At 60.4% G+C, this 17,071-nt stretch carries 15 protein-coding genes; 10 read left to right on the top strand and 5 right to left on the bottom strand.

Going from position 1 to position 17,071, the window contains the following annotated elements; genetic code table 11:
• The 3 genes from ACESMW_RS04655 to ACESMW_RS04645 all read left to right on the top strand — a co-directional run.
• The coding region (locus tag ACESMW_RS04655) for an enoyl-CoA hydratase-related protein (RefSeq protein WP_372985899.1) at positions 1–573 on the top strand (573 nt) is incomplete at its 5' end.
• A 154-nt stretch (positions 574–727) separates the two neighbouring features.
• Complete coding sequence (locus tag ACESMW_RS04650) at positions 728–2,683, top strand: acetyl/propionyl/methylcrotonyl-CoA carboxylase subunit alpha (RefSeq protein WP_372985898.1); 1,956 nt, start codon at positions 728–730, stop codon at positions 2,681–2,683.
• On the top strand, positions 2,680–4,506 hold the full coding sequence (locus ACESMW_RS04645; RefSeq protein WP_372985897.1) for a long-chain-acyl-CoA synthetase: 1,827 nt from the start codon (positions 2,680–2,682) through the stop codon (positions 4,504–4,506). The genes ACESMW_RS04650 and ACESMW_RS04645 overlap by 4 nt, the downstream gene beginning before the upstream one ends.
• 401 nt (positions 4,507–4,907) lie before the next feature.
• Here ACESMW_RS04645 and ACESMW_RS04640 read toward each other — a convergent pair whose 3' ends face one another.
• Both ACESMW_RS04640 and ACESMW_RS04635 read right to left on the bottom strand, forming a co-directional pair.
• Positions 4,908–5,888: an NADPH:quinone oxidoreductase family protein gene (locus tag ACESMW_RS04640; RefSeq protein WP_372985896.1), complete on the bottom strand. Its 981-nt coding sequence runs from the start codon at positions 5,886–5,888 to the stop codon at positions 4,908–4,910.
• Positions 5,889–6,037: 149 nt separating this feature from the next.
• Positions 6,038–6,607, bottom strand: coding sequence for a BLUF domain-containing protein (locus ACESMW_RS04635; RefSeq protein ID WP_372985895.1), 570 nt, complete (start codon positions 6,605–6,607; stop codon positions 6,038–6,040).
• Positions 6,608–6,808: 201 nt separating this feature from the next.
• On the opposite strand from ACESMW_RS04635, the gene ACESMW_RS04630 reads away from it, so the two are divergent.
• From ACESMW_RS04630 to ACESMW_RS04610, 5 genes are all read left to right on the top strand, one after another.
• Positions 6,809–7,426: a trimeric intracellular cation channel family protein gene (locus tag ACESMW_RS04630; protein ID WP_372985894.1), complete on the top strand. Its 618-nt coding sequence runs from the start codon at positions 6,809–6,811 to the stop codon at positions 7,424–7,426.
• A gap of 151 nt (positions 7,427–7,577) precedes the next feature.
• Complete coding sequence (locus ACESMW_RS04625; RefSeq protein WP_343811081.1) at positions 7,578–8,876, top strand: NCS2 family permease; 1,299 nt, start codon at positions 7,578–7,580, stop codon at positions 8,874–8,876.
• A 30-nt stretch (positions 8,877–8,906) separates the two neighbouring features.
• Positions 8,907–9,449, top strand: coding sequence for an adenine phosphoribosyltransferase (locus ACESMW_RS04620; protein ID WP_343811083.1), 543 nt, complete (start codon positions 8,907–8,909; stop codon positions 9,447–9,449).
• Between the two features lie 23 nt (positions 9,450–9,472).
• Positions 9,473–10,135, top strand: a complete 663-nt coding sequence (locus tag ACESMW_RS04615) for a fumarylacetoacetate hydrolase family protein (protein WP_372985893.1) — start codon at positions 9,473–9,475, stop codon at positions 10,133–10,135.
• A gap of 61 nt (positions 10,136–10,196) precedes the next feature.
• Entirely contained in the window at positions 10,197–11,534 is a 1,338-nt protein-coding gene (locus tag ACESMW_RS04610) for an ABC1 kinase family protein (RefSeq protein ID WP_372985892.1), read from the top strand.
• Positions 11,535–11,663: 129 nt separating this feature from the next.
• On the opposite strand, the gene ACESMW_RS04605 is transcribed toward ACESMW_RS04610, so the two are convergent.
• Both ACESMW_RS04605 and ACESMW_RS04600 read right to left on the bottom strand, forming a co-directional pair.
• Positions 11,664–12,350: an SIR2 family NAD-dependent protein deacylase gene (locus ACESMW_RS04605; RefSeq protein ID WP_372985891.1), complete on the bottom strand. Its 687-nt coding sequence runs from the start codon at positions 12,348–12,350 to the stop codon at positions 11,664–11,666.
• Positions 12,350–13,753: an FAD-binding oxidoreductase gene (locus tag ACESMW_RS04600; protein WP_372985890.1), complete on the bottom strand. Its 1,404-nt coding sequence runs from the start codon at positions 13,751–13,753 to the stop codon at positions 12,350–12,352. Before ACESMW_RS04600 ends, ACESMW_RS04605 begins: the two co-directional genes overlap by 1 nt.
• A gap of 189 nt (positions 13,754–13,942) precedes the next feature.
• Here ACESMW_RS04600 and serA point away from each other — a divergent pair, with 189 nt between their 5' ends.
• The gene (gene serA, locus ACESMW_RS04595) at positions 13,943–15,172 is read left to right on the top strand and encodes a phosphoglycerate dehydrogenase (protein ID WP_372985889.1); all 1,230 of its coding nucleotides are present in this window, start codon (positions 13,943–13,945) and stop codon (positions 15,170–15,172) included.
• 68 nt (positions 15,173–15,240) lie between these two features.
• On the opposite strand, the gene ACESMW_RS04590 is transcribed toward serA, so the two are convergent.
• Complete coding sequence (locus ACESMW_RS04590) at positions 15,241–16,521, bottom strand: S8 family peptidase (RefSeq protein WP_372985888.1); 1,281 nt, start codon at positions 16,519–16,521, stop codon at positions 15,241–15,243.
• Between the two features lie 220 nt (positions 16,522–16,741).
• On the opposite strand from ACESMW_RS04590, the gene ACESMW_RS04585 reads away from it, so the two are divergent.
• On the top strand, positions 16,742–17,026 hold the full coding sequence (locus ACESMW_RS04585) for a hypothetical protein (RefSeq protein WP_092001284.1): 285 nt from the start codon (positions 16,742–16,744) through the stop codon (positions 17,024–17,026).
• Positions 17,027–17,071: the final 45 nt, after the last annotated feature.

Below are 17,071 nucleotides of genomic sequence, written 5' to 3'. Positions count from 1 at the left end.
GAAGGCCAGCACGACCCGTTCTACAAACTGAACCGGGCCTTCGGCCAGATGATCGAGCAAGTAAACCAATCCTCAAAAGTCGTTATCGCGGTCACCGAGGGTGCGGTTATGGGTGGAGGCTTTGGCCTGGCCTGCGTATCCGACGTCGCCATCGCCGGCCCCACGGCCAAGTTCGGAATGCCGGAAACTACCCTGGGCGTTATCCCCGCACAGATCGCCCCGTTCGTGGTGGAACGCATCGGCCTGACCCCGGCCCGTCGACTGGCCCTGCTCGGCCTTCGAATTGACGCCAAAGAAGCCTGTGCCCTGGGCATCGTCCATCAGGTTGCGGAAACAGACGAAGACGTGGACCAACTCCTGGAACAGGCCCTTGAACGCGTCCGCCTTTGCGCCCCCAACGCCACGGCCGAGACCAAGGCGCTGCTGCACCGGGTCGGCCACGAACCAATGCACAAACTCCTGGACAGCGCCGCGGAAAAATTCGCAGAGGCCATCCGTGGCCCGGAAGGCGCCGAAGGCACCATGGCGTTCATGCAAAAGCGTCCCCCCAAATGGGCAGACAACGACGAATGATTGCGGAGCAAGGGGGAGGGTCGATCCACTTCCAGAAAATGTTGAGGGCCAAGGATGGCCCGAAACAAGCGCACATGGACGTGCTCGTAGCGGTTTTCTGGAAGTGGATCGACCCTCCCCCTTGCGGCATGCACCCAACTCAGAGAAAACCACAATGCTAAAAAAACTCCTGATAGCCAACCGAGGCGAAATCGCCGTAAGGGTGATCCGCACCGCAAAAGCCCTGGGCTACCGCACCGTCGCGGTCTACTCCGAAGCAGACGCCAACGCCCTGCACGTGGAACTGGCCGACGAAGCCGTCTGTATCGGCCCGGCACAGGTCTCAGCCTCCTACCTGAATGCCGAAGCCATCCTCGATGCGGCTCGAAGAACAGGCGCTGACTGCGTTCACCCCGGTTACGGCTTCCTTTCCGAGAACTCCGCCTTCGCCAAAGCCTGCAAAGACGCCGGCCTGGTCTTTGTTGGCCCGCCGGAATCCGCCATCGAACTGATGGGCAGCAAACGCCGCTCCAAGATCGCCATGCAGGAAGCCGGCGTCCCCGTCGTTCCCGGTTACGAGGGCGACAACGCCAGCGACGACGAACTGATCCAGGCCGCGGCCGATATCGGCTACCCGCTGATGGTCAAAGCCTCCGCCGGTGGCGGCGGCCGGGGCATGCGCCTGGTGGAGAGTGAGGACCAACTCGCCGACAACCTCAAACGCGCGCGCTCCGAGGCCAAACAGGCCTTCGGTGACGACGAACTTATCCTGGAAAAAGCCGTCATCGAACCCCGGCACGTGGAGATCCAGGTCTTTGCCGACCGCCACGGCAACGCCGTCTACCTGGGCGAGCGGGACTGCTCAGTGCAACGGCGCCACCAGAAGGTGGTCGAAGAAGCCCCCTCCCCCTTCGTCACCCCCGACCTCCGCCAGGCCATGGGCGAGGCCGCCGTGCGGGCCGCGCTCGCTTGCGGTTATGAAGGCGCCGGCACCGTCGAGTTTCTCGTGGACAAGGACCGCAACTTCTACTTCCTCGAAATGAACACCCGCCTGCAAGTGGAACACCCGGTCACCGAACTGATAACCGGCCAGGACCTGGTGGCCTGGCAGCTTGCCGTTGCCGAGGGTCAGCCCCTGCCGCTGGCACAGGAGGAGATCACACTCAATGGCCATGCCATCGAAGTGCGCCTCTACGCTGAGGACCCGGCCCACGGCTTCACCCCTCAGACCGGCGAACTGCACCGGTTTGAGCCTGCCGAAGGTCAAGGCCTGCGCTACGACACCGGCATCCGCTCCGGCGACGCCGTCAGCCCCCACTACGATCCCATGCTCGCCAAAGTCATCGCCTGGGGCCAGACCCGGGACGAAGCGCGCCGCCGGCTGGTCCGCGCCCTGGAGGACACGACAGTATTCGGAGTCACCACCAACCGCTGGTTCCTCAGCCGGATCATCGCCGATGACACCTTCGGCGCCGGTGAAGCCACCACCGGCTTCCTGCAAAGCGCGTTCGCCGACGATCCATCCCTATCGCCCCAGAAACTCAGCATCCGGGAACTGGCCCTGAGCGCCTGCGCCCTGGGCCTTGGCAATTCAGGCCAAGGCGGCTGGAGTAACGCACCCGCAACGCAGATACCCATCAAGCTGGAGGTGCAGGACGAAACCCTGGAACTGAAGGTCCGCAAAAGCGGCAACCGCCTGTCCGTGAGCCACGGCGATGACGAATACCATCTGGATGTCCAGAGCCATGCCGATGGCCTGTTATGCATCATCGACAATGGCGTTCGTCAGCGTTGCCAATACCACCGGGAAGGCAATTCCCTATATTTGCAGGCGCTCGGCCAGTCCTGGGCGGTGCGGGATGTAACCCACCAGCCAGCGGCTGGCAGCGCCGGCACTGGTAGCGGCAAGCTCCAGGCCAGCATGGATGGGGCTATCATTGATGTACTGGTGGCCGAAGGCGACACCGTGGAGCAAGGCCAGACCCTGGTCATCCTCGAAGCCATGAAGATGGAACACCCGGTCAAGGCCGACCGATCTGGCGTTGTCGCCGGCGTGCATACCCGCACCGGGGCACAGGTCAAACGCAGCCAACTCCTGGTGGAAATTACAGTCACTGAAGAGAAAACATGAACCAAGACACCGTATCTGCCCGAGACATCTTCCGCAGCCTGCCCGGCGTCCTCCGCCGGTTTCCCGCCATTGCGAAGGGACTGTATTACTACTCCGTGAAGGATGAGAACGCAGACCTGACCCTGGGCAAGCTGATCGAGCAGAACGCTGAAAAATACGGCAACCGCCCCGCCATCCTGTTCGAGGACCGGTCCATTACCTGGAGCGAACTCGATACCTGGAGCAACCGCATCGCCCACTACCTCAAAGACAAGGGGCTGGTAAAGGGCGAGGCCATTGCCGTGCTGCTGGAGAACCGGCCCGAACTGCTGGCCGTGGTTGCCGGCGCAGCCAAGGTCGGCATTGCCTGCGCCATGCTCAACACCTCCCAGAAGGGCAAGGTCCTGGCCCACAGCATCAACCTGATCCAACCGCGTATGGTGGTGGTTGGTGAAGAACTGGTGGACCACATCGAGGACATCCGCGGCGACATTCGCCCCAGGCACAGTCAGCCCTTCCAGTTTCTCGCTGATACCAACACCCTGAATATGTTTGGCGAAGCACCGGCCGGCTATACCAACATGGCGGAGCAGATCAGCAGCTATTCGGGAACCCGCCCGCTGCTGAGTAACCCGCCCACCATGGGCGATACCGCCATTTACCTGTTCACCTCCGGCACTACCGGCCTGCCCAAGGCCGCACCCGGCTCCCACCGCAAGTTCGTCAAGGCCTACGGCGGCTTCGGCATGATGTCGCTGGCCATGGAGCCGGAGGACGTTCTCTACTGCACCCTGCCCCTGTACCACGGCACCGCCCTGCTGGTGTGCTGGGGTTCGGTACTGGCCGGTGGCTCTGCCATCGCCCTGCGCCGCAAGTTCTCCGCCACCGCCTTCTGGGACGATGTGCGCCGCTACAACGCCACCACCTTCGGCTACGTGGGCGAACTCTGCCGCTACCTGCTGAACCAGCCCCCAAGTGACCAGGACCGCAACCACAGCCTGACCAAGATGATCGGCAACGGCCTGCGCCCATCCATCTGGAAAGAGTTCAAGGAACGCTTCGGCATCGAAACCGTGGCAGAGCTCTACGCCTCGTCCGAGGGCAATATCGGCTTCAGCAACTTCTTCAACATGGACAACACCGTCGGCTTCTCCACCGCACCCTACAAACTGGTGAAGTACCACGAGGGCACCCGTGATCCGATCCGCAACGACAAAGGCAAACTGGAAGAGGTCAAAAAGGGCGAGCCTGGCCTGTTGATCGGCGAGATCACCAAGAAGTGGTCGTTCGAGGGCTACACCCAGAAGGAAGCCACGGAGCAATCCATCCTCCGGGATGCCTTCAAGAAGGGCGATGCCTGGTTCAATACCGGGGACGTGCTCAAAGAAATCGGATTCGGACACCTGCAGTTCGTGGACCGGATGGGGGACACGTTCCGCTGGAAGGGGGAGAACGTCTCGACCACGGAGGTGGAGAACATCATCGACGGCTCCGGCATGGCAGAGGAAGCCATTGTCTATGGTGTGGAGATCCCCGGGACGAACGGCAAAGCCGGCATGGTCACGTTGGTGCCCCACAACAGCGGCAAGGATTTCGACGTCAACCGTCTGTTCGCCTACCTGCAGGATAACCTGCCGCCCTATGCGGTGCCGGTATTTGTCCGGGTCACCCACGCCATCGAGAAAACGGGTACCTTCAAGTACCGGAAGGTGGATATCCAGAAGCTCGGTTACTCCCTCCGGCCCCGTGAGGAGGTGTTCGCCTGCTTGCCAGGTGATTCCGGGTATACCTTGCTTGATTCGGAGCTGGTTTCTCGGATTGATGCTGGGGAGGTTCGGTTTTGACCTTTGATGTTTGGTCGTGGATTGGCCCTAGCCTGTTAGGTTCGGGGTTTGCCGGGCTGGGGTAGTCTTCCCAAAAACCGCTACGAGCACGTCCATGTGCGCTTGTTTCAGGCCATCCTTGGCCTTCAACATTTTTGGGAAGACTACCCCAGCCCGGCAATCAAAACTTGGGAGTTATAGCCACGCGTCTGACGTCACCAATGATTCCAGGGCCTGCTCTGCTCGACTATCTCTGCCAAGTTTAGAGAGTGAGAGTGGGTGGCCCCTCCCAAAAATGTCGGAGGCCAAGGATGGCCGGAGTCAAGCGCACACGGACGTGCTTGTAGCGGTTTTTGGGAGGGGCCACCCACTCTCACCACCCCCAAAACCAGGCAGGCTAGGAACGCAAATCAGGCCAGAACTCAGGACCCAACCTTGAGCACCACCTTACCGGTAGCCTTGCGACCTGTGAGCGCCCCCAAGGCCTCCTCATAGTCCTCGAATTCGTAGATGGCGCTGATTTTGGGGTCAATCTTGCCCTCGGAGAACAGCTTCATCAGATCCATCATGTTCTGGGCACTGACCTCCGGCTCCCGGCGGGTGAAATCGCCCCAGAACACGCCGACCACGGAGCAGCCCTTGAGCAACGTCAGGTTCGCCGGGATTTTCGGAATCTCGCCGGCGGCGAAGCCGACGATCAGGTGGCGGCCGTTCCAGGCCATGGCGCGCAAGGCCTGTTCAGTGAAGTCGCCGCCGACGGGGTCGTAGATTACATCCACACCCTTGCCCTTGGTGAGCTTCTTGGCGGTTTCCTTCAGGGGTTCTTCAGAGTAGTTGATCAGCTCGTCGGCGCCGGCTTCTTTTGCGACCGCCAGTTTCTCGGCCGAGCTGGCTGCGGCGATAACGCGGGCACCCATGGCTTTGCCGAGTTCAACGGTGGCCAGGCCCACGCCGCCGCTGGCGCCGAGCACCAGCAGGGTTTCGCCCGGCTGGAGGTTGGCCCGCTGTTTGAGGGCGTGGTAGGACGTGCCGTATACCATGGTGAAGGCGGCGGCTTTCTCATCGGACATGCCGTCCGGCACTGGCAGGAGGTTGTCTTCTGCGGTCACCACTTCCTCTGCGAAGGCGCCGTGACCGGTGAGGCCGGCGACCCGGTCACCGATCTTGAAGCGGGTGACTTTCTCGCCCACCTCGATAACCTCGCCAGCCATTTCGCCGCCCGGCGAGAACGGCAGGGGCGGTTTGAACTGGTACTTGTTCTCGATGATCAGGGTGTCCGGGAAGTTCAGGCCGGCGGCCTTGACCCGAACCTTGACTCCCCTGCCCTTCACTTCGGGGCTGGGTACTTCTTCAATGACCAGTTTGTCGGCGGGGCCGTATTCCTTGCAGAGTATGGCTTTCATGGATTCTCCCGAGATTGTTTGTTGTTCGACCGGCGATTCCGGAATTCTTGATAGCGATCAAGCTAAACACTCTCGGGCCATGAGGCAAATCAGGATCCTTTATTTTTCAGAATAAACGCCGCTTATTGTCGGGCTTTTCCGGGACATGCTCAGAGCAGCGATCCGGCATAGATGAGCGCACCAACCAGGCAGACCGCCGCGGCGATCAGGCCGAACTTCAGGGCCGGGGAAAAGCCCGAGGGTTTGCTCCTGGAAGCGGTAACCGCTTCATCATGGTTGACCAGCTTCTGGTCCTGCTTTGAGTCGCGAATCAGTTGGATCATTTCTTCACACTGTTCGGCGGAAAACGACTGCGGGTTGAAACTGTCCAGCCCGTGGCGCTCGAGAAACTTTCGCACGTCGGCCGACAGCGGAACGTATTTCATGGACCAGTCACTGAAGGTCCGCGTCTCGATGGGTTCCTCGATCAGGGTCATGATGTTCCGGTGCCGATCATCTTCCTTTATCCGGCCGAAGGTCTTCCGGACTTCGTTTTCTTCCCCCTCCAGATACTGGAAAAACCGGTTATTGCCGTAGTAGAGGCCGCCCACCAGGTTTGCGCTGGCGTTGTTTTTACGGGACGTCAGCAGAATCCGGGCGACGTGGGGCTCCACCCCTTTATCAACGGGCTGGGCTTCGAACGTAGCTTCACTGGCATAGGCCAGACGTATCAGGGACATACTGCGTCTCCATTAATTGGCGAAGGGAAAAGAGTAAGTTGGCTGCAAGATACGCTCGAACCTGTCGCTGCGGATCACAGGTGTGCTTCGGCGGAATTCCGTCGCAGTGATCAGAGATGAATCAGAGGACGATTTCGGCTATCCTTCGCGCACCTGTCGCGGGCCTGCGCCCGTTCTGTTGTCTGTTTGCCGGGATTTTCCATGTTCGACATCATCCACCTGCTTGAAATGATCGGGGTCGTCGCCTTTGCCATTTCCGGCATGATCGTGGCCCGTTCCAAGAACATGGACCCGGTGGGTGTGTTTACCATCGGCTTTATCACGGCCCTCGGTGGCGGCACCCTGCGTGATCTGATCATGGACAACCACCCGCTTTACTGGATCAAGCACGAAGAGCAACCCATCCTGATCCTCGCCATGGCCATCGTGTTCAGTTACTGGAGCCGTGCCCACAGCCTGCGGGAGTCCCGCATTGTGTTTCCGGACGCCATCGGGCTGGGGATTTTTTCCATCCTGGGGGCGCAACTGGCGCTGGACCTGGGCCACTCCTGGTTCGTTGCTTCCCTGCTCGGAGTGATGACCGGAACCTTCGGTGGCGCCCTGCGGGATACCCTGTGCAACGAGGTGCCGTACATTTTCCGGAAGGACCAGATCTACGCTTCTATCTCGTTCGCGGGGTGCTGGCTGTACTTTCTCTGCCAATGGTCGCTGGAGAGCGAGGCCCTGGCACTGACCATCGGGCTGCTGTTCATCGTGATCGTCCGGATGCTGGCTGTCCGCTTCGATATTCGCCTGCAAAGGGACCCGAGCCAGCAATAGGCATCTTTCTGTAATCCTGAACTGTCAATCATCCCTTGGCCTGAGAAAGCTCAGACGGTAACATTGCCGTTTTTTCACGCAATTCAAAACCGTTCGGCTCCAACCGGGCCCAAACCCCAACTTCCAGCATCCTGTGAGGCAGACATCCGTCATGCTTGAACGACTGTTCCAACTCCAGGCCCACGGCACCACCGTTCGTAAAGAAGTGGTTGCGGGCATCACCACCTTCCTGACCATGGCCTACATCATCGTGGTCAATCCGAGCATCCTGTCGTCCACCGGCATGGATTTCGGGGCGGTCTTCGTGGCCACCTGTCTGGCAGCCACCATTGGCACCCTGATCATGGGTCTGTGGGCCAACTACCCGATTGCCCTGGCTCCGGGCATGGGCCTGAACGCGTTCTTCTCGTTCACGGTGGTCGGCAGCATGGGCTACAGCTGGGAAGTGGCGCTGGGCGCGGTGTTCCTGTCCGGCTTCATCTTCTTCATCCTGAGCGTGGTGAAAGTCAGGGAGTGGCTGATCAACAGCATCCCGATGTCCCTGCGCTTCGGCATCTCTGCCGGTATCGGTTTCTTCCTGGCTCTGATTGCCCTGAAGAACGCCGGTATCGTGGTTGATCACCCCGCCACTCTGGTGGGCATGGGTGACATCAAGGTGGCCGAGAGTCTGCTGTTCTTTGGTGGCTTCGTGCTGATCTGTGCCCTGTCCTTCCGCAAGATTACCGGCGCCGTGATGATCGGTATTCTCGCCATCACCGTGGTTGCCATGATGCTGGGCATGGTCGAGTACAAGGGCTTTGTCTCCGCGCCGCCAAGCCTGGCCCCGACCTTCATGCAGCTGGATCTGGCCGGTGCCTTCAATGTCGGCATGATCAGTGTGATCTTTGCCTTCCTGTTCGTGGACCTGTTTGATACCTCCGGCACCCTGATCGGCGCCGCCCAGCGCGGCGGCCTGCTGGACAAGGACGGCAAGCTGCCACGCCTGGGCCGGGCCCTGATGTCTGACTCCGTTGCCACCATGTCCGGCGCGGCGCTCGGTACCTCAACCACCACCAGCTACATCGAATCCACCGCAGGCATCTCCGCCGGCGGCCGCACCGGCCTGACCGCGGTGGTGGTCGCAGTGCTTTTCCTGGCGTGTCTGCTGTTGTCGCCGATTGCCAGCATCATTCCCCCCTATGCCACTGCGCCGGCGCTTTTGTACGTAGCCGTGCTGATGGCCAGCGGCCTGAAACTGATAGACTGGGACGACATTACCGACGCAGCCCCGGCGATTGTCACCGCGCTGACCATGCCGCTGACTTTCTCCATCGCCAACGGCATTGCCCTTGGCTTCATTACCTATGCGGTGATCAAGGCGCTGTCCGGCCGCTGGTCTGATCTCAATGCCAGCGTCGTGACCATTGCCGTTGTCTTCGTCCTGAAATTCATGTTCCTGGATGTCGCCTGAGCGGCATCCTGACCTGTGACCGGATACCCCATGGATTACTTCTCAGAGAGCATCAAACAGGCCATCCGCACCGTTCCGGACTGGCCGAAACCGGGCGTGACCTTCCGCGACATCACCACTGTCCTGCAGGACAAGACAGCGTTCCGGAAACTGATCGACGCCTTCGTTCACCGCTACCACGGTCACGAGATCGATGCTGTGGCCGCCGTTGATGCCCGGGGCTTCATCATCGGTTCGGCCCTGGCCTATGAGCTCAACGCCTCGTTGGTGCTGGTGCGCAAGAAAGGCAAGCTGCCCTTCGATACCCTGGTGGAAGACTACGAGCTGGAATACGGCACCGCCTCGGTAGAGCTGCACAAGGATGCGTTCAAGTCCGGCGACAAGGTGGTTCTGGTGGACGATCTGATCGCCACCGGCGGCACCATGCTTGCAGCTTCCCGCCTGATCCGCCGCATCGGCGCGGAGATCGTGGAAGTAGCAGCGATGATTGACCTGCCGGACCTGGGCGGCTCCCGGAAGCTGCAGGAGGAAGGCCTTCAGGTCTATACTGTGTGTTCGTTCGAAGGAGACTGACCAACATCACACAGGAGGCGGCCATGCCCGATTACCAACACCACTGGAAGGATGGCACACCGGTCCATCTGCCACTCGGCAAGATTGTCTGCATTGGCCGCAACTACGCCGAACACGCCAAGGAACTGAACAATCCGGTTCCGGACGAGCCGCTGCTGTTTATCAAGCCCTTCACAGCAGCGGTTCACATTACCCGCCCCCTGGATATCCCCAAGGATCGTGGCGAAGTTCATTTTGAAACCGAACTGGCGGTGCTGATTGGTCGCCCACTAACCAACGCTTCCGCCAGCGAGGCCGAATCGGCCATCCTAGGTTATGGCCTGGCGCTGGACCTCACTCTTCGGGACATCCAGAGCAAACTGAAGGAAAAGGGCCAGCCCTGGGAACGCGCAAAGGCGTTTGATGGTGCTTGCCCGCTGTCCCCGTTTGTCGCCGCCGACAAATTGCCCAGGGACAATATCCACTTCACCATGGACCTCGACGGCGAACGCCGCCAGACCGGCGACACCCGGGACATGCTCAACCCTATCGTGCCCCTGATCGCCCATATCAGCAGCCATTTCTCCCTGATGCCCGGCGATGTGGTGCTGACCGGCACCCCGAAAGGTGTCGGCCCGCTTCAATCCGGCCAGACCCTGACTCTGGAACTGGAGGACTTGCTGTTCCTGCAAACAAGGGTAACCTGAACGGTCGTGACTGCCCGTTGTCAGTGACGATCCCACTCCCGATAACGGACGTATAAATGGCATGGCAAGAAAACCGGTTACCTCCCGAACAGGGCGCTTCTTCAAACTCGCCGGCATGACCGCTTCGGTGGCCGGGCAATACGCCGGCCAACGGGCGAGGCGTGTGTTCCGCACTGAAAACGACGAAGGCGCTCAGAGCGAAAGCTATACCCGCATGGCCGGCCAGATCGCGGACACCCTCGGCGAGCTCAAGGGTGCGGTGATGAAGGTTGGCCAGATCGCGTCCCAGACCCAGGATTTTCTGCCCCGGGAGTTCTCCGAGGCCCTGGAGAAGCTGCAGAAAGAAGCACCCCCCATGCCCTTTGAGGTGATTGTCGAGCAGATCGAAGCGGAGCTGGGCAAACCCCTGGGCGAACTCTACGAATACGTGCAGGAGGCGCCCTACGCCTCCGCCAGCATTGGCCAGGTGCACCGGGCTCGGTTGCACGACGGCACCGATGTTATCGTCAAGGTCCAGTATCCTGGCGTGGATGACTCCTGCGACTCGGACCTCAAGCAGCTGCGGATGACCCTGCGCCTGGGCGGCCTGCTGAAAATGCCGAAGGAATCGGTGGACCAGCTGTTCGCCGAGATCCGGGAACGCCTCCACGAAGAGCTGGATTACGAGAACGAAGCGAAGAACATCCAGCTGTTTCGGGACTTTCACCAGGACCAGCCCTGGGTGCTGATCCCGGCGGTGATCGACAGCCATTCCACCCGCCGGGTGCTGACCCTGGAACTGGTGGAGGGCGATCACGTCAGCAAGGTGACCCCGGACCGCTACGACCAGGACACCCTCAATCTGATCGGCCACCGGATTTTCATGATCATGGCGGACCAGCTGTTCCGGTTCCAGTGCATCCATGGCGATCCCCACGCCGGCAATTTCGCCTATCGCCCGGATGGCAGCATCGTCCTCTATGATTTCGGCTGCGTGAAGAAACTGAAGCCGGAGATTGTGGAGGCCTACCGCAAGGCCCTGATCGCGGCGCTGGAGGAAGACTACGAGGCCCTGGACCGGCACCTGATCGACCTGGGCGCCCGGGTTGGCAGCCAGCCGGCGGTAGACGAGGCGTACTACGCCATGTGGAGGGACATTCTCATCGTTCCGTTCCAGGGCGACGAGCCCTACGATTTCGCCGAGGCGGATATTCACAAGCACGTGGCGGCCAAGACCAGCACGGTGTTCAAGTATCTGGATTATTTCAAGCCACCGGTGGAGAGCATCTTTATCGACCGGATGATTGCCGGGCATTACTGGATGCTGAAGCGGCTGGGGGTTCAGGCGGCGTTTCGAGTGGAGTTGGAGAGGTATCTGAAGATGGGGTCAGATGAAGGCGTTCATCTGACCCCTGAGTAAGACCGAGTGTTAAGTCGGGGTCAGATGAAAGCTTTCATCTGACCCCATTTTCACCGACCCTGGAGCAAAGCATAGAGCTGGGCGCCAGGTCGGGGTCTGAAGAAAGCCTTCTTCTGACCCCATTTTCACCTACCGGTTACCCGCAAGCCGAGACACCCACTCGGCAACCCCCTCACTGGCGCCCTTGCGAATGACATTCGCGCGGGATACCGAGGCGGGCTCGCCTGGATCGATCACGGTGATCGGCACATCCATATCTACCTCATACACCAGCCCCGCTGCGGGGTAGACCTGCAGCGAGGTCCCCACAATCAGCAGGTGATCGGCGGTGCGCACCACCTCGGCGGCTTTTTCCAGCATCGGCACTTCCTCACCGAACCACACGATGTGGGGCCGGAGCTGTTTGCCGCGGTCGCAGCAGTCGCCGGGATTGATATCGTTGTAACCGATGTCGTACACCAGCTCCTGATAGGCCGAGCTGCGGGCCTTGGTGAGTTCACCGTGGAGGTGGATGACGTTGGAGGAGCCGCCCCGCTCGTGCAGGTCGTCCACGTTCTGGGTCACGATGGTCACCCGGTAACGTTTCTCCAGCTCCGCCAGCAGGCAGTGGGCCTGGTTGGGCTGGGCGTCCTTCAGCTGGCGGCGGCGCTCGTTGTAGAAGCGCAACACCAGGTCGCGGTTGCGTTGGAAGGCTTCGGGGGTGGCCACGTCATACACGCTGTGCTGCTCCCACAAGCCGCCGTTGTCACGGAAGGTGGAGAGGCCGCTTTCGGCGCTGATGCCAGCGCCGGTGAGTACGACGATATGGTCCTGCATCAGTCGAAGATCTTGCCCGGGTTCATGATGCCATTGGGGTCGAACACCTGCTTGATACCCTTCAGGTAGGCGATTTCCGCCTCACTGCGGGTGTACTGCAGATACGGCTTCTTGGTCATGCCCACGCCGTGTTCGGCAGAGACACTACCCTCGTAGCGCTGGACGATCTCGAACACCCACTTGTTGACCTGCTGGCACTTCTCGAAGAAGTCTTCCTTGGCCATGTCTTCCGGCTTGAGGATATTCAGGTGCAGGTTGCCATCACCGATGTGACCGAACCAGATAATCTCGAAATCCGGGTAATGCTCGGCCACCACGTTGTCGATTTCCTCCAGGAAGCCCGGCACCTTGGAGACCACCACAGAGATGTCGTTCTTGTAGGGAATCCGAGGCGCGATGGACTCGGAGATGCGCTCCCGCAGCTGCCACAGGTTCTGGGCCTGGGTTTCGCTCTGGCTGATCACGCCGTCCAGCACCCAGCCTTCCTCGACACACTGCTCGAACAGCGTCATGGCATCATCCATAACCTGGTCGGACACCGCCTCGAACTCCAGCAACGCGTAGTAAGGCGCTTCGGTCTCGAAAGGTGCCTGCACCTGGCCATGGGCCAGTACATGCTGCATGGCCTGGTGGGAGAAGAACTCGTAAGCAGTCAGGTCGAGCTTCTTCTGGAACGCCTGGAGCACGTCCATGGTGTTGGTGAGGTCGTTCAGGCCCAACACCAGCACGGTCAGGTCATCCGGCTTGCGGGTCAGCTTCATGGTGGCCTCGGTGATGAAGCCCAGGGTACCCTCGGCGCCAATAAACAGATGGCGCAGGTCATAGCCGGTGTTGTTCTTGGCCAGGTCCTTGTTCAGATCCAGAACGTCGCCCTTGCCGGTCACCACTTTCAGGCCGGCAACCCAGTCCCGGCTCATGCCATATCGGATCACCTTGATGCCACCTGCGTTGGTGGACAGGTTGCCGCCGAGCTGGCTGGAGCCGGCGGACGCGAAATCCACCGGGTAATAGAGGTCATTTTCCTCGGCAAAGTTCTGCAGCTGCTCGGTCACCACGCCGGCCTGGCACCGGACGGTGCGGTCACTGGCGTTGAAGTGGAGGATCTGGTTCATGTTATCGAACGCAACCACTACCTCACCATTGGCCGCGACCGCGCCGGCACTAAGGCCGGTACGGCCGCCGGAGGGCACCAGGGCCACCTGGTTCTCGTTGGCGAACCTGACCAGCGCCTGCACCTGCTCGGTGGTCTTCGGCAGCGCAATAGCCAGGGGCTTGGGTGGATAAATCTTGGTCCAGTCCTTGCCGTAGGTATCCAGGTCCGCGGGGTCGGTCAGCACCTTGCCCGGGGTATCGCCAGTGGCAATCAGCTCTTTGAGGGAGGCAATGATCTGTTCAGAACTCATGAGTGCGTCAGTCTCGTCAGGGTTGGGCCGGAGCCTGTTGATACGCCATTCACAGGGAATTGATTCAGGCAAACCGGCGCGCTGTGAAAATCTCCGTTTATGGTATCATACCGCCCCTGTTCTGTGAGCCAGGCCGACGATCCCTGGCTCCAGGTCATTTCATGTGACGAAAGGTTCGGAAGCAAGCCAATGTCAAATACGTCTCTCGAAAAGAGCAAAATCCGGATCCTGCTGCTGGAAGGCGTGCATCAATCTGCTATTGATACCCTGAATGCCGCGGGTTACACCAACATCGAGTATCTGACTCACTCACTGGGCGAAGAAGAGCTGATCGAGAAGATCGCCGATGCGCATTTTATCGGTATCCGCTCGCGCACCCAGCTGACCGAGAAAGTATTTGAAGCCGCCCAGAAACTGGTGGCGGTAGGTTGCTTCTGTATCGGCACCAACCAGGTCGACCTCAAGGCGGCCACCCGTCGCGGTATCGCCGTCTTCAACGCGCCCTTCTCCAACACCCGTTCGGTGGCGGAACTGGTGCTGGCCCAGGCCATCCTGCTGCTGCGTGGCGTACCGGAAAAGAACGCCAAGGCCCATCGCGGCGAATGGCTGAAGTCCGCCAAAAACAGCTTCGAGATCCGTGGCAAGAAACTGGGCATCATCGGCTATGGCAACATCGGTACCCAGTTCAGTGTCCTTGCCGAAGGCCTGGGCATGGATGTGTACTTCTACGATGTGGTCTCCAAGCTGCCGATCGGCAACGCCACCCAGGTCGGCACCCTGCAGGAGCTCCTCAACATTGCGGATGTGGTTTCCCTGCACGTACCGGAAACCCCGGCCACCAAGTACATGTTCAAGGCCGAGCAGTTTGCCCAGATGAAGCCGGGCAGCATCCTGATGAATGCCTCCCGTGGCACCGTGGTGGACATCGACGCTCTCGCCGATGCCCTGAGCTCCGGCAAGCTGCTGGGCGCTGCCATTGACGTATTCCCGGTCGAACCCAAGTCCAACAACGAGGAGTTCATCTCTCCGCTGCGCGAGTTCGACAACGTCATCCTGACCCCGCACGTGGGCGGCTCCACCATGGAAGCCCAGGAGAACATCGGCCGCGAAGTGGCTGAAAAGCTGGCCATGTACAGCGATAACGGCACCTCCGTTTCCTCCGTGAACTTCCCGGAAGTGGCCCTGCCCTCTCACCCGAACCAGCACCGCCTGCTGCACATCCACGAGAACGTGCCGGGTGTGATGTCCGAGATCAACCAGGTGTTCTCCGAGAACGAGATCAACGTTTGTGGCCAGTACCTGCAGACCAAGGAGGACATCGGTTACGTGGTGATTGATGTGGACAAGGCCTACAGCGAGCTGGCTCTCGAGAAGCTGCGCCAGGTCAAGGGCACCATCCGCTGCCGCGTGCTGTTCTGAGCTACCACGCAACGATCGCAGTAACACAGAAGCCCGGGCCAATGCCCGGGCTTTTTTGTATCAGCAGATCAGCGCGGAACCTGAAGCAACAGGTTGGGCGAGCCGCTGTTGATATCTCCAAGCACATTGGCCGCCGCCAGCTCATCCAGCGCCGTATCAACCTGATCCGGAGTCAGTCCCGGATCTGACCCCAGCAAAAGGGCCGCAGCGCCGGCCACATGGGGCGAGGCCATGGAGGTTCCGCTGATGGTGTTGGTTTCCGTATCGCTCTGGTACCAGGCAGCGGTAATGTCGGAGCCCGGTGCGAACAGGTCCAGGCAGGTCCCGAAGTTGGAGAATGAAGAACGCTGGTCCTCGCGGGTGGTACTGCCGACGGTAATGGCCTCGGGCACCCGGTTCGGGGAACCGCTGCAGGCGTCAGCATCGCTGTTGCCAGCAGCCACCACAAAGGTCACGCCCTGCTCGACCGCTCCGCGCACAGCCTCGTCAAGCGCATCGGAATTGCCGCCACCAAGGGACATGTTCGCCACCGCGGGGGCCTGGTGATTTGCCGCCACCCAGTCAACGCCGGCAATCACGTCGGCGTTACTGCCCGCGCCCGAGCAATCCAGCACCCTCACCGCAGCCACCGACGCCTGCTTGGCGACACCATAGGTGCTGCCAACAGCTGTGCTGGCGACATGGGTACCATGGCCGTTACAGTCGGAAGTATCCGATGGGTCAGTCTCACCGCCAACGTTAAGCAGGGAACCAACTATCGGCAGGCCTCCGAGGCCCAACAGACCGGTGTCGTTCACAGCGAAGTTGCGCCCTTCAATGACCCGGCCCGTGAATTCCTGGTGGGAAGCCCTGAGCCCGGTATCGATGACATACACATTCACCCCTCCGCCGGCCCGATCCGGGTACTGGTAGGTTTCATCCAGCGGGAGGTACGCCTGGTCCACCCGGTCCAGGCCCCAGGTGGCACCTGCCTGGGTGGCATTGGCCATGACGACCGTGTCCGGCTCCACTGCCAGCACACCCGGCATGGATTCGAGCATGGCTGCCTGGGTCTCACTCAGCTCAACCGCCGCCCCGGTAAGGGCGGTCTGGTACAGATGAAGGAGCTCACCTCCCCCAACGGCCACCAGGATGGCATTCACACCGGCCAGGAGGTCTGCCACCCCGAGCAGGCTCGGAAGCTCCGGATCCAGACGAAGAATGTAACGCCCCGGCATGATGTCACCGGCCTGCAGCGTCTGTTCGCTGCCGGTCTGTTCAGTTTCACCATCCAGCAGCCCTGCCTGGGCAGGTATGGCTGCCACCAGGGCAACGCTGAGACAGGTGGCGGTCAGGGTTGTTCTTATCATGGTATCGGCTCCTTTGCTTCGTGGTTTTGTTGGGGAACTACCCGAACAAGGTTGCGTCAGAACGCCACGAAGTCCATGCAGAAGGGGCCAATACAACGCTGGTTTTCAGAGATTTAATGAAAAATCCCGGATTTTCCCTTGAGAAAGCGGGGATACGAGCCATGGTTAGAGTAGAGGCTGGTTCCGACCAGCCCATTCATAACGCGACAGGAGAAAATCGATGTCACTCAGGGAGTCCCTGTTGAACAAACTGCAAACCCAGACCGAACACTGGAGCAGGCAGATCGACCAGTTACGGGCAGAGGCGGACGCCAAGATGGCCAAGGCCGAGGATGACAAGGCGGAAGCGGAAATTCAGAAAGAGTTTTCGGAGAAGATCCAGTCCCTCGAGGACCAGATAGAAACCGCCCGGACCAAGCTCGGTGAGCTCAAGGAATCAGGCGAGGATCAGCTGGACAATCTCAAACAGCGTATCGACGAGTGGCTGCCCAGCAACACCAATTGAGCCAGACACAAAAAAGGCTCCGGAGTTTTCACACCCGGAGCCTTT

It is taken from the genome of Marinobacter sp., from assembly GCF_041690455.1.
Lineage (GTDB): Bacteria > Pseudomonadota > Gammaproteobacteria > Pseudomonadales > Oleiphilaceae > Marinobacter.
This window is presented reverse-complemented; position numbering and strand designations above follow the sequence as displayed.